The sequence below is a fragment of the Achromobacter sp. SX5 genome (genome assembly GCF_056711425.1).
In genome coordinates, this window is the sequence record NZ_CM160041.1 from 5,325,279 (window position 1) to 5,338,448 (window position 13,170).

Genomic DNA, 13,170 nt, shown 5'->3' on the forward strand with positions numbered 1-13,170 from the left:
GCGCTAGATCTGCCCCGGGAAAAACCACAGCAGGCTGGCCGTCATGACCAGATAGCGCAGGAACTTGCCGATGGCCATGTAGAGCACGCAGAGCCAGAAGGGCAGCCGCAGCCACCCCGCCACCGCGCACAGCGGATCGCCCACCGCGGGCAGCCAGGACAGCAGCAGGGCCGGCGGGCCCATGCGGTGGATCCAGTCGTGGGCCCGCTCGTTCCAGCGCCCGCGCATGCGTCCGCTTTCGGTGGCGTCGGGGTGCGGATGGGGGTGTTTTTCCTTCCAGCGCTGCACGGCGCGCTCGGCGCCCAGCCCCATCGCGTAGCTGATGGCCCCGCCTATGGTGTTGCCCAGCGTGGCCACCAGCACGGCCGGCCAGAACATGTCGGGCGCGAGCTTGATATAGCCGAACACGGCGGGCTCGGAGCCCATCGGCAGCAGGGTCGCCGACACCAGCGAAACCGTGAAGATCGCGGACAGGCCGACCGAGGGCAGCGCCAGCACCCCCAGCATCCAGTGAACGGCGGACAACAGACTTTCTTCCATAGTGGGGCGAGTGTAGCCGCGCCCGGCCGTCTGCAATAATCTCCCCCACTTCCCTACTCTGCACGCCCCATGTCCACCGATTACCTGAAACGCATCCTGACTTCCAAGGTTTACGACGTCGCGGTCGAATCCCCGCTGGAGGCGGCCCCGCTGCTGTCGCAGCGGATTTCGAACACGGTTCTGCTCAAACGCGAAGATACCCAGGCGGTGTTCAGCTTCAAGCTGCGCGGGGCGTACAACAAGATGGCCAACCTGAGCCCGGCGGCGCGCAGCCGCGGCGTGATCGCCGCTTCCGCCGGCAACCACGCGCAAGGCGTGGCGCTGGCGGCCAGCCGGCTGGGCTGCCGGGCCGTCATCGTCATGCCCACCACCAGCCCGCAGGTGAAGATCGACGCGGTGCGCCGGCTGGGCGGCGAGGTGGTGCTGGCCGGCGAGAGCTTCTCCGACGCCTACGCGCACGCGCAGGTGCTGGAAAAGAAGGAAAAGCTGACCTTCGTCCATCCCTTCGACGATCCCGATGTCATCGCCGGCCAGGGCACGGTGGGCATGGAGATCCTGCGCCAGCATCCCGGCCCGATCGACGCCATCTTCGTGGCCATCGGCGGCGGCGGCCTGATCGCGGGCGTGGCGGCCTACATCAAGCAGCTGCGCCCGGAAATCAAGATCATCGGCGTGCAGACCGAAGACTCCGACGCCATGCTGCGCAGCGTGCGCGCGGGCCGGCGGGTGCAGTTGAACGACGTGGGGCTGTTTTCCGACGGCACGGCGGTGAAGATGGTGGGCGCGGAAACCTTCAAGCTCACGCGCCAGTACGTCGACGACTTCGTTGTGGTCAATACCGACGCGATCTGCGCAGCCATCAAGGACGTGTTCCAGGACACGCGCAGCGTGCTCGAGCCGGCTGGCGCAATGGCGGTGGCCGGCGCCAAGCAATACGCGGCCGAGCAGAACCTGAAGGGCAAGACCCTGGTGGCCATCGCCTGCGGGGCCAACATGAATTTCGACCGCCTGCGCTTCGTGTCCGAACGCGCCGAAGTGGGCGAAATGCGCGAAGCCATCTTCGCCGTCACCATGCCCGAGCAACGCGGCAGCTTCCGCCGCTTCTGCGAACTGGTGGGCGAGCGCAGCGTCACCGAGTTCAACTACCGCATCTCGGATTCGGACCGCGCGCACGTCTTCGTCGGCATCCAGGTGTCGTCGGCGGCCGAGCCGGACAAGATCGCGGCCAATTTCCGCCGCCACGGATTCGATACGCTGGACCTGACGCATGACGAAATGGCCAAGACCCACCTGCGCCACATGGTGGGCGGACGTTCGGCGCTGGCGCGCAACGAACTGCTGTACCGCTTCGAGTTCCCGGAACGCCCGGGCGCGCTGATGCGCTTTCTGAACGCGATGAATCCGGACTGGAACATCAGCCTGTTCCATTACCGCAACCAGGGCGCCGACTACGGCCGCATCCTGATCGGCATCCAGGTGCCGCCGGCCGACAAGAAGCAGTTCCGCAGCTTCGTGGCCGAGCTCGGCTATCCGCACTGGAACGAGACCGACAACCCGGCCTACAAGCTGTTCCTGTAGCGGCCGGCGCGCGCCTCGGCGCGGCGGCGGAAAAACGAGAGGGCCTCCTTGCGGAGGCCCTTCCCTTTCCTGCTCCAGATACGTCCGGCCCCAACCTGGGAGGGGGGGTTCGCTGTCACTCGGCGGCCCGCGGAGACGGGCCGCGCATTCAGCAAGGTATCGGCCGGACGTACTGTCGCTCAGAAACGGTGGCGCACGCCCACCGCAACGGCGGTGTCGGTCGCATCGCGCTGGAACGCGTAGTTGTCGCCGTAGGAGGCGTACGCGTACAGGTTGGTGCGCTTGGAGAGGTCGTAGGTGTAGCCCAGGCTGTAGACGTTGAAGGTCGCGTCGTCGCCGGTCAGCCTGTCGTTGCTGGGGGTCGCGCGCTGCCACGAGCCGAACACGGCGTGGCGGCCCAGCGGCACGGTCGCGCCGATCATGTACGAGTTGGCGCGAAAGCCATCGGCCAGCTTGAACGTGCCCAGCTTCTCCATGCCGTCCGGCGTGGTGCCCATGTTCTGGCCCACGAACCAGCCGTCGCGGGTCTGGCCGAACGCGGCGGCCAGCTTCACGACTTCGAAGTCGTACGAACCGCCGACGATGTATTCCTGGATGCGCGCGGACGACTTGCCGCCGGCGCTGTCGTTGGACGGGTTGAAGCGGTCGTACGCGGCGGCCAGGTTCAGCGGGCCGTTGACGTACTGGATGCCGGCGGTCAGCACGCGGTTGTTGTTGCCGCTTTCGAAGCCGGTCTGCTTGCTGTCCGTGACCGTGTCATCGGCGCTGAACGAGTAGCCCACGCCAACCTTGAAGCCGCCCATGCTGGGGGTCTGGTACAGCACCATGTTGTCCAGGCGCATCGTGTTGGCGCTGCCGAACGTGGTGCCCATGTTGGCGGTGTTGTAGCTGATCGAGAACGGGTCGATCGAACCGAAGTACTTGGACGCCAGGTTGGTCTGGCGGCCGAATTCCAGACGGCCCCAGCTATCGCTGTCCAGGCCGACGGTGGCCTGGCGGCCCCAGAGGCGGCCGTTCTGCAGCGAGTTGCCGTTCATCGGGCCGAAGCCGCCTTCCAGCGTGAAGACGGCGCGCAGGCCGTCGCCCAGGTCTTCCGTGCCGCGCAGGCCGAAACGCGAGCCGCTGCTCACGCCCTGCACGCCGCCGAAGCGGCTTTGCGCATGGCCGTCGAACTTCACTCTTTCGTAGCCGACGCCGGCGTCGATCAAGCCGTACAGCGTCACGGAGTCGGCGGCCTGCGCTGCGCCGGCAAAGCCGGCCAGCAGCGTTGCGGCCAATAACGTCTTCTTCATATAAGTCCCCAATATGGCGAGATAAAGGCAAATCGCAAACCCACCACGCAAGCGGGCCGGAATTTGCGTGCCGCGGCACGCCGCGGCGCATGCACTGAAGCTAGTGTCCTGCCTGCGCCAATTCGAAGTAACCCGGATTTCGAAGAACAACTTTCCATGGTTGGAATAATGGCCGGCGCCGCCGGTCAGGCGATTTCTGGAAACCGCCGCTAACGCACTGATATCAAATGTGAATCATTGCACGCATTCGGAGAACGACCGTCCCGGATATTGTTGGCGCGCCCAGGTCGGCCCACAACAGTTGTCGCGGCCGCCGTCCAATTCCGATGCGCGCGCGCAACACTATCGATCCGCGCGCGCCAAAGAAAAACCCCTCGGCCTGCATGCGCGAGGGGTTCTCGACGGCCTTGCGGCGCGAGCGGCTTACTTGCCTTGGGGCGGGTAATCCAGTTCGCCGAAGGTGTATTCGCCGCGCGCCTTGGCCTCGGCCAGTTCCTGGCGGACCTGCTCGCGGGTCTTGCCGGCCGATTGCGACACGGCGGCCTTGGGCGGGTAGTCCAGCTCGGCCGAGGTCACCTGGCCGGCGGCCTGGGCGGCTTGCAGTTCCTGTTGGACCTGCTCGCGCGACATGCCGCTGCGCTCGGCGGCGGCAGGCGGGTAATCCAGTTCACCGAACGTGACCTGGCCGGCGGCCTTGGCGGCCTGCAGTTCCTGTTGGACTTGTTCACGCGTCTTGCCATCGGCGTGAGCGGCGGACATGCCTACCAGCGTGGCGGTAACCATAAGGGCGGTAGCTAGGGCTTTCATTGAGACGACTCCATCCTAAACCTTGCACACCGCAGGCGCCAGGCTGGCGCCGCGATATGACAATTTGATTGCTGGGACGAAGTATCTGGCGATTGCGACCTAGTAAAAACCCTTAATTTGGCGAACATATTTTCATGAACGGGATAATTCCTGGCTATCGCCGGCCAAACCCGATCAATTTTTGCACAAGACTTGGAAAAACCGTTGTGCCGCAAGCCTGTCCGGCATTCAGCCACGCGCAAGCTACGTAACGGCGCCGGATTACGCCATGCGCGCCCCGGACTTTTATCCCGCGCTGAATAGACATTCCTGCTGACGGGACAATAATTACATTTATGATATGAATCTGCCAGAAATGGAATTTTGAATGACGAGGACCTATGGATATACAGCTTAACGACATCGCCCTGTTCGTCGAAGTCGCCAAGCGCAAGAACTTCAGCCACGCGGCCGAAGCCTTGAATATTCCAACCTCCACCCTCTCGCGCCGGGTCAGCGAACTGGAACGCAGCATCGGAATGCGGCTGCTCAACCGCAGCACCCGCAAGATCGACCTGACCGAAGCCGGCGCCGTCTATTTCGAGCGCTGCCGCCACATCGTGGAAGAGGCGCGCATCGCGCACGACCAGCTGCTGGACATGGCGGTGCAGCCCAAGGGCCGGCTGCGCATTTCCCTGCCCACGAGCCTGGCGCAGCTATTCCTGCCCGCCGTGATCCGCGAATTCCGCGAACAGCATCCGGACATCGAATGCGATTTCGATCTGAGCATGCGGCCGATCGATCCCATCAGCAATCCGTTCGACCTGGTGCTGCGCTTCGGCCAGCAGCCGGACTCCAGCCTGATATCGCGCAAGATCGTGCTGATGGCGCACCAGCTGTACGCCTCGCCCGACTACCTGGCCCGCCACGGCGAACCGCGCACGCCGGCCGATCTCGCCCACCACGAATGCCTGCGGCCCACCATGCGCGAGGACTCATCCTTCTGGATGCTGCATTCGGGCGACAAGGTGGAACGCGTGCAGGTGTCGGGGCGGCTGTCGGCCAACAACGTCGGCATGCTCGCCCGCCTGGCCAGCCAGGGCCTGGGCATCACGCCGCTGCTGGTGTTCGACGCCATGGAGCGCGCCATCCAGCAATCCAGCCTGGTGCGCGTGCTGCCCGACTGGAGCCTGACGCCGCTGCCGCTGTTCGCGCTGCTGCCCTCGCGCATGCTGCCGGCCAAGACCAAGGCGTTCCTGGACTTCATCCAGCCGCGGTTGCTGGATGCGTGATCAATCGTCCCCGTACTGACAGACCGTGAAAAGCGGCGTGCCGGTGGCGGCGACCTTGGCCGAACCGCCCAGGCCGGGCAGGTCGATGATGGCCGCGGCCTCGACCACGTTGGCGCCCAGGCGCTGCAGCAGGTTGATGGCGGCCAGCATGGTGCCGCCGGTGGCGATCAGGTCATCCACCAGCAGGACGCGCTGGCCGGTGCGCACCGCGTCCGTGTGCATTTCGACGGACGCGTTGCCGTACTCCAGCGAGTATTCCTCGGCCACCGTGCGAAACGGCAGCTTGCCCTTCTTGCGCACGGGCACGAAGCCCAGGTTCAGTTCATAGGCCAGCACGCTGCCCACGATGAACCCGCGCGCGTCGATCCCGGCCACCAGGTCCAGGCGCTGGCGCATGTAACGGTAGACGAAGAGATCGATCAGCACCCGGAATGCGCGCGGATCCTGCAGCACCGGCGTGATATCGCGAAAAACGACACCGGGTTGGGGCCAGTCTGGAACGCTGCGGATGGTGCGCCGGATGTACTCGGCGTAGTCGGTCTGCATGGAAGACGGCCCTGAAGAATTGAAGCAAGGCGAACTATAACCTCGCGGCCGCGCTTAAGCCAGGACGGCGTTCCGACCATGTTCATGCAGGCGGCCGGCGCGTAATCGGTAGCTTCGGTCGACCGCCCCCGGCGGCAAGGCCGCGTGGGTGGCGAGCACCACGGCGCGCCCGCGCACCGCGGCTCGCAGGTCCTGGAAGAACGCGGTTTCGGCGGCGGCGTCCAGGCCGGCGGTGGGCTCGTCCAGCACGATGACCGCGGCCGGCGACAGCAGCGCGCGCGCCAGGCACAGGCGGCGCGCCTGGCCTGCCGACAGCCGCGAACCGGTTTCGCCCGCCCAGGTGTCCAGCCCTTCGGGCAGGCCGCGCACGAAATCGCCCAGGCGCGCCGCGTCCAGCGCGCGCCACAGCGCGGCGTCGTCGGCCTGCGGATCGCCGATGAGCAGATTGGTGCGCAGCGTGCCCAGGAACACCGGCGCCTCCTGCGACAGCAAGGCGACGCGGCGGTGCCAGTCGGCCTGCGCGCAGGCGCGCGCGTCCACGCCGCCGAAACGCACCTGCCCGGCCTGCGGATCTTCCAGGCGCAGCAGCAGATGCAGCAGGGTCGATTTGCCGGCGCCGCTCGCCCCCAGGACGGCCACGCTTTCGCCCGGCGCCACGCGCAGGCTCACGTCTTCCAGCACCGCCGGCGCCGGCTCCCCGGGCGCGGCGGGATAGGCGAAGCGCACGCCGTCCAGCTCCAGCGCGCCGGTCTCGGGCAGGGCCTGCGGCGCATCGGGATCGAGCATGTCGGGCTGGCTTTGCGTCACCTCGCGGATGCGCGCCGCCGCCGACATCGCCGAGCCCATGCGCGAGACGCCGCGCATGATGGGACCGGCCACTTCGAAGATGCCGATGACCGCCAGCAGCAGGCCGGCCAGCACCGGACCGCTGATCCGTCCGGTGGCCAGCGTGTCCAGGCCGAACCAGAGCCAGGCCAGCACCGCCGCGCCGGCGGCGAACTGCAGGAAGAACTGGCCCCGGGCCGCGACCCGCGCCTGGCCGCCGCGCGCGGCCGCGCTGGCCTGGCACAGCCGCTCGAAGTGATCCGTGGTCTGCGCCTGCGCGTGCAACGCCACCATGTCGGCATGCCCATCCACCGCGTCCAGCGTGGCCGCGCGCAGTCCGGCCGCGCTTTCCTGCGCCGCCGCGCCCGGCCGGCGCGCGGCCCGCAACAGCCACAGGGGCACCAGCACGCAGGCCGTCAACAGCGCCAGCGCGAACGCCAGCGCGGCGGCGGGCACCCAGCGCCCCAGCACCGCGGTCAGGATGGCGCCGCCCAGCAGCGCGGTGGCCAGCGGCGCCAGCACGAACAGGAATACCGTGTCCAGCGCGTCCACGTCGCCCGTCATGCGCGCCACCAGGTCGCCGTCGCGGTAGCGCGCCAGTTGCCGCGGCGTCAGCCGCGTGAGCGCCGCGAACACCACGGCGCGCAGGTCCGCCAGCAGGCGCAGCGTGGCGGCATGGCCGACGACGCGGTCGGCGTAGCGCGCCACGATGCGCAGGAACGACAGCGCGCGCACCAGCGCCGACGGCGCGAACAGATTGAACGCGGCGCCCGCGCCGGCCAGCGCGGCCCCGGTCAGGAACCATCCCGACACGCCCAGCAGGCCCACGCCCGCCGCCACCGTGGCCAGCGCGCAGAATAATGCGAGCAAAAGCCCGCTTTTTCGGCGGGCATACAGCGGCAGCAGCAGCAACAGGTTCTTCATGCGTCTTCCACTTTCGCGTCGGCCACGCGCAAGGTCCGGCCCAGCCGCGCCGCCACGGCCGGCGCATGCGTCGCCAGCAACAGGCTGCGGCCGGCCGAAAAGGCCAGAATCTCGTCCAGCACGCGCGCCTGCGTGTCCTCGTCCAGGTACGCCGTGGGCTCGTCGAGCAGGATCAGGCCCGGATCGCGCAGGAACAGGCGCGCCAGCGCCACGCGCTGCGCCTGCCCGCCGGACAGTCCGTGGCCGCGCCCGCCCAGCCGCGTCTGCAGCCCTTGCGGCAGCGCCTCGGCGAATTCCAGCACGCAGGCGCGCCTGGCGGCTTCGCGCAGCTCGGCGTCGCTGGCGTCGGGCCGGCCCAGGCGGATGTTGTCGGCGATGGAGCCCGCCAGCAGCTGCGGCTTCTGCCCGATCAGCACCACGCGTTCGCGCAGGTCCGCTTCGCGCCATTCGGCCAGCGGCAGGCCGTCGATGCGGATATCGCCTTCGGCCGGGCGCAGGCGCGCAAGCGCCTCCAGCAGCGTGGACTTGCCGATGCCGCTGGGCCCCATCAGCGCCACATGCTCGCCCGGGGCCAGCGCCAGCGCGGCGCCGGACAGCACCGGGCGGCTGCGCCCCGGCGCCTGCACGCCCAGGCCCGCCACGGCCACCGCCGCGCCCGCGACGCGCGATGCGGGCGCGGCGTGGACGCCGGTTTCGACGCGATCGCCGGTTCCGTCGTCCTGCGGCAGGCCGTCGAACAAGGCGGCGATCTGCGTGACCGCCGCCAGCGCCGTGGCGCGGTCGTGGTAGTGCGCCGCGAACTGGCGCAGCGGCGCATAGACCTCCGGCGCCATCAGCAGACAGAACAGGCCCGCCTGCAGGGTAAGCGGCGTCCAGCGCACGTCCAGAAAGCCCAGATAGGTCAGACCGATATAGACGGCCACGCCCGCCACGCCCAGCGCGGCGAAGAACTCCAGCACCGCCGACGACAGGAAGGCGATGCGCAATACCGACATGGTGCGTTGGCGCAGGGCGTCGCTGGCCGCGGCCACCGAGGCGGCTTCGGCCTCGGCCCGGCCATACAGCTTCAGGGTCGACAGCCCGCGCAGGCGGTCGGCGAAAAAGCCCGACAGCCGCGCGAACGCGCGCAGGTGGCGGCGGCTGGCGCCCTGGGCGCCCCAGCCCACCAGGGCCATGAAAAGCGGAATCAGCGGCGCGGTGACCAGCAGCAGCAGCCCGGCGATCACGTCCACCGGCAGCAGCACCACGGAGAACGCCACCGGCAGCATGGCCGCCGCCGCCATGGCCGGCAGGTACTTGGCGAAATAGCCGTCGAGCGCCTCGACCTGGTCCACCACCGCGCTGGCCAGTTCGCCGGCGGCGCGGCCCCGGCTCCAGTGCGGCCCGAGGCGCAGCAGGCGCCGGAACAGCGACAGCCGCACGTGCAGCTTGATGCGTTCCGCGGCCTCGGCGCCGGCGCGCTCGCCCGCCCAGGCGATGGCCGCGCGGACCAGCATGAGCGCGGCGATGCCGAGAATGCCGCCGATCAGTTCGTGCCGGGGCGCCTGCCCGACGATGGCCGCGTCCAGCACGCTGGCCAGCAGCCAGGCCTGCGCCACCATCAGGATGCCGCCGACGAGCGGCGCGGCGCCCGCCAGTATCAGCGGCAGCCGGGCGGCCCTGGCAAGCGCCGCCAGCCACCGCGACTGTTCACGCGGCGGTTTGCCCAGCGTTGCGGAGGGATCGTGCTCGAGGGCGCTGGTGTCGCCCCTCACTCGTCGTCGCGGCCGGCGCGCGGGTCATGCGCATGGCCTTCGCGCAGTTCGAACCACATCGCGTTGAGGATGGCGAATGCGCACGCCAGGCCCAGGCCGAGTATCCACGAGAAATACCACATGGTGGAGGCTCCTAAGTCAGTATGAGTTGGGCGTGCCGCCGACCGATTCCTCGGTGACCTTGCCGCGCATGACGCGGTAGACCCAGGCGGTGTAGACGGTGACGATCGGCAGGAAGACGGCGACCGCGATGACCATGATCCACAGCGTCAAGTGGCTGGACGAGCCGTCCCAGACCGTAAGCCCGGCCTGCGGTCTGGTCGACGAGGGCATGATGAACGGGAACAGCGAAAAGCCCGCCGTCAGGATCACGCCGGTGATGGACGTAGCCGAGGCCAGGAACGCCAGCATGTTGGCGCGCACGCTCAGCAGCAGCGCCGCCAGCACCGCCCCGGCCACGCCCAGCGCGGGCGCGATCCACATCAGCGGCCACTTGGCGTAATTGGCCATCCATGCCCCGTCCTGCACCGACACGGTCTTCTGCATGGGATTGGAAGGGGCCGCCACGTCGATGGCGCTGGTGATCACGTGGCCGCCGATGCCGCCGGCCACCCAGAAGCCGCCGACGATGAAAAGCGCGGCGGTCAGCAACGCGCACAGCCGGCCCCAGTTGCGGGCGCGCTCGGCCACCGCGCCCTCGGTGCGCCAGGCCAGCAGCACGGCGCCGTGCATGGCCAGCATCACCACGCTCAGCACGCCGGCCAGCAAGGCGAACGGCATGAACAGCTGGTAGAAGTGGCCTTCGTAGATGGGCCGCAGCGTGACGGGGTCGAACGTGAACGGCACGCCCAGGATGATGTTGCCCATGGCCACGCCGAACACCAGCGAGGCCAGCACGCCCGAAAAGCACAGCACGGCGTCCCAGCGGCTGCGCCAGCGGGTGTCTTCCATCTTGCTGCGGTACTTGAAGCCCACGGGCCGCAGGATCAGCGCGATCAGCACCAGCATCATCGCCAGGTAGAACCCGGAGAACGAGGCCGCGTACAGCAGCGGCCACGCGGCGAAGATGGCGCCGCCCGCGGTGATGAGCCACACCTGGTTGCCTTCCCAGACGGGGCCAACCACGTTGATCACCACCCGGCGCTCCACGTCGGTCTTGGCGACCACCGGCAGCAGTGCGGCCACGCCGAGGTCGAAGCCGTCCATCACGGCGAAGCCGATGAGCAGCGCGCCCATCAGCACCCACCACACCACGCGCAGGGTGCCGTAGTCGAAGGGGATCAGATTTTCCATGATGCTCTCCTCAGGCGCGCACGGCGGCGTGGACGGGATCGGCGGCGCTGTCGGGCGCCGGCTGATCGGACTTCGGTCCGGCCTTGATGGCGTGCAGCATCACCTTGACGCCGATGATGGCCAGCACCGTGTACAGCACCAGGTAGATCGCCAGGGAGATGACCAGGTCCATGACGGTCAGGCCCGAGGCCGCGTAGTAGGTCGGCAGCACGCCTTCGATCACCCAGGGCTGGCGTCCGTACTCGGCCACGAACCAGCCGCTTTCGATGGCGATCCAGGGCAGCGGCAGGCTCCACAGCGCCACCTTGAGCAGGCCGCGGCGGCTGTCCAGGCGGCCGCGCGAGGCCAGCCAGAAGGCCACGGCGAAGAACACGATCAGGTACATGCCCACCGCCACCATGATGCGGAAGGTCCAGAACAGCGGCGCCACCGTGGGCACCGTGTCCACCGCGGCCTGCTTGATGTCGGCCTCGGTGACCTTGCTCATGTCGGGCTGGTAGCGCTTGACCAGCAGCGCGTAGCCCAGATCGGGCCAGGTCCGGTCGAACACCATGCGCGCGTCCACGTCCTTGGGATTGGCGCGGATTTTCTGCAGCGCGTCGTACGCCACGATGCCGTCGCGGATGCGGTTCTCGGCGCGCAGGATCAGGTCGTCGATGCCCAGCAGCGGCGTGGTCAGCGAGCGCGTGCCGATGATGCCCATGACGTACGGGATCTCGATGGCGAAGTCGTTCTTGCGCTCTTCCTGGTTGGGCCAGGCCACCAGGTTGAAGGACGCGGGCGCCGGCTCGGTGTGCCACATGGACTCGATGGCCGCGATCTTCATCTTCTGGTGTTCGGTGGTGAGGTAGCCGCTTTCGTCGCCCAGCACCACGACCGACAGCGCCGAGGCCAGGCCGAAGCTGGCCGCGACCGCCATCGAGCGCTTGGCCAGGTCGATGTGGCGGCCCTTCAGCAGGTACCACGCGCTGATCGACATGACGAACATGGCGCCGGCCACGTAGCCCGCGCTGACCGTGTGCACGAACTTGGCCTGGGCCACCGGGTTGAGGATCACCGCGGCGAAGTCGGTCATCTCCATGCGCATGGTGTCGGGATTGAAGACCGCGCCCACCGGGTTCTGCATCCAGCCGTTGGCGATCAGGATCCACAGCGCCGAGAAGTTGGTGCCGAACGCCACCAGCCAGGTCACCACCAGGTGGCTGACCTTGGACATGCGGTTCCAGCCGAAGAAGAACAGGCCGACGAAGGTGGCTTCGAGGAAGAAGGCCATCAGCCCCTCGAGGGCCAGCGGCGCGCCGAAGATGTCGCCCACGTAGTGGCTGTAGTAGGACCAGTTCATGCCGAACTGGAATTCCATCACGACGCCGGTGGCCACGCCCAGCGCGAAGTTGATGCCGAACAGCGTGCCCCAGAACATGGTCATCTTTCGCCAGATCGGGCGGCCGGTCATGACGTACACGCTTTCCATGATGGCCAGGATGAAAGACAGGCCGAGCGTGAGGGGAACGAACAGGAAGTGGTAGAGGACGGTCGCGGCAAACTGGAATCGCGACAGGTTCACGACGTCGAGATCAATCATCGGGGCGCTCCCAAAGAGATGCCACGGCAACCGGCATGGTTCCCAGGCCGTCTGCGCCCAATGGTAAGGGCGTTGGATACAACTTCATAGGGGTTATCCATAAATTCAGGACAGATCACTTTCATTCCTTGCCGCGCAATTTGCCGGCGAAGCCCAGCACCTTCTGCACCTTGGAACCCAGTTTCATCAGGTTCTGCAGGGTTTCGGGAGGCAGACGCTGGACCTCGTCGAACCATCCGGTGGAGAGCTCGATGAGCTCCAGCATCTCGGTCATGCGCTGTTGCGCGTAAGCCTCATCCGGCCCGGATGGCGGCTCCAGCAGGGTGTCCCGCAGCAGCGAGAGCGTGGGATCGATCTCGCGCTTGCGCTTTTCTTCCATCAGGGTGCGGAAGATCTCCCAGACGTCCTTGGGGGTTTCGAAGTAGTCGCGGCGGTCGCCCACCTGGTGGATGAGCTTGACCAGGCGCCAGGACTGCAGCTCTTTCAGGCCGAGGCTGACGTTGGAGCGCGAAAAGCCCAGCGCGTCGGCGATGTCGTCGGCGTTCAGGGGCTTGGGGGAGAGGAACAGCAGGGCGTAGATCTGGCCGACCGTGCGGTTCACGCCCCAGCGGCTGCCCATTTCCCCGAAATGCAGGATGAAGCGTTCGTTTTGCGGGGTGAGAGCCATGATCGATCCTGCGCCAGCGGTACGGAAGCGGCGAACCAGACAAATCCAGTTACGTCACTTTCAGAAATTTCTGAAATTATCGAACAAACCA

12 protein-coding genes are annotated in these 13,170 nt (G+C 67.5%); 2 read left to right on the forward strand and 10 right to left on the reverse strand.

The genetic code is table 11. The annotated features are described in order from the left end of the window. Positions 1 to 3 precede the first annotated feature (3 nt). Entirely contained in the window at positions 4 to 540 is a 537-nt protein-coding gene (locus AC1M14_RS24940) for a YqaA family protein (RefSeq protein WP_479730620.1), read from the reverse strand. Positions 541 to 609: 69 nt separating this feature from the next. Here AC1M14_RS24940 and ilvA point away from each other — a divergent pair, with 69 nt between their 5' ends. After that, positions 610 to 2,118 carry a threonine ammonia-lyase, biosynthetic gene (gene ilvA / locus AC1M14_RS24945; protein ID WP_102775243.1) on the forward strand — a complete coding sequence of 503 codons (1,509 nt, stop codon included), beginning with the start codon at positions 610 to 612 and terminating at the stop codon, positions 2,116 to 2,118. A 179-nt stretch (positions 2,119 to 2,297) separates the two neighbouring features. On the opposite strand, the gene AC1M14_RS24950 is transcribed toward ilvA, so the two are convergent. Both AC1M14_RS24950 and AC1M14_RS24955 read right to left on the reverse strand, forming a co-directional pair. Continuing rightward, a complete protein-coding gene (locus AC1M14_RS24950; RefSeq protein ID WP_102775242.1) occupies positions 2,298 to 3,410 on the reverse strand; it encodes a porin in 1,113 nt (370 codons plus the stop codon). A gap of 423 nt (positions 3,411 to 3,833) precedes the next feature. Beyond that, positions 3,834 to 4,217: a DUF4148 domain-containing protein gene (locus tag AC1M14_RS24955; RefSeq protein ID WP_209166688.1), complete on the reverse strand. Its 384-nt coding sequence runs from the start codon at positions 4,215 to 4,217 to the stop codon at positions 3,834 to 3,836. A 380-nt stretch (positions 4,218 to 4,597) separates the two neighbouring features. Between AC1M14_RS24955 and AC1M14_RS24960 the strand changes: the two genes are divergently transcribed. Next, a complete protein-coding gene (locus AC1M14_RS24960) occupies positions 4,598 to 5,488 on the forward strand; it encodes a LysR family transcriptional regulator (RefSeq protein ID WP_111826856.1) in 891 nt (296 codons plus the stop codon). Here the strand turns inward: AC1M14_RS24960 and AC1M14_RS24965 are convergent, their stop codons facing one another. From AC1M14_RS24965 to AC1M14_RS24995, 7 genes are all read right to left on the reverse strand, one after another. Next, on the reverse strand, positions 5,489 to 6,034 hold the full coding sequence (locus AC1M14_RS24965; protein ID WP_102775239.1) for an adenine phosphoribosyltransferase: 546 nt from the start codon (positions 6,032 to 6,034) through the stop codon (positions 5,489 to 5,491). It abuts the gene before it with no gap. Between the two features lie 54 nt (positions 6,035 to 6,088). Further along, positions 6,089 to 7,783 (reverse strand): thiol reductant ABC exporter subunit CydC, encoded by a 1,695-nt coding sequence (gene cydC, locus AC1M14_RS24970; RefSeq protein ID WP_479730621.1) that lies wholly within the window; start codon positions 7,781 to 7,783, stop codon positions 6,089 to 6,091. Continuing rightward, on the reverse strand, positions 7,780 to 9,537 hold the full coding sequence (gene cydD / locus AC1M14_RS24975) for a thiol reductant ABC exporter subunit CydD (RefSeq protein WP_479730622.1): 1,758 nt from the start codon (positions 9,535 to 9,537) through the stop codon (positions 7,780 to 7,782). The genes cydC and cydD overlap by 4 nt, the downstream gene beginning before the upstream one ends. Continuing rightward, on the reverse strand, positions 9,534 to 9,659 hold the full coding sequence (gene cydX / locus AC1M14_RS24980) for a cytochrome bd-I oxidase subunit CydX (protein WP_102775236.1): 126 nt from the start codon (positions 9,657 to 9,659) through the stop codon (positions 9,534 to 9,536). Before cydX ends, cydD begins: the two co-directional genes overlap by 4 nt. A 16-nt stretch (positions 9,660 to 9,675) precedes the next feature. After that, entirely contained in the window at positions 9,676 to 10,830 is a 1,155-nt protein-coding gene (cydB, locus tag AC1M14_RS24985) for a cytochrome d ubiquinol oxidase subunit II (RefSeq protein WP_102775235.1), read from the reverse strand. A gap of 10 nt (positions 10,831 to 10,840) precedes the next feature. Next, positions 10,841 to 12,412: a cytochrome ubiquinol oxidase subunit I gene (locus AC1M14_RS24990; RefSeq protein ID WP_102775234.1), complete on the reverse strand. Its 1,572-nt coding sequence runs from the start codon at positions 12,410 to 12,412 to the stop codon at positions 10,841 to 10,843. A gap of 121 nt (positions 12,413 to 12,533) precedes the next feature. After that, on the reverse strand, positions 12,534 to 13,079 hold the full coding sequence (locus AC1M14_RS24995; protein ID WP_102775233.1) for a GbsR/MarR family transcriptional regulator: 546 nt from the start codon (positions 13,077 to 13,079) through the stop codon (positions 12,534 to 12,536). Between the last annotated feature and the right edge of the window lie 91 nt (positions 13,080 to 13,170).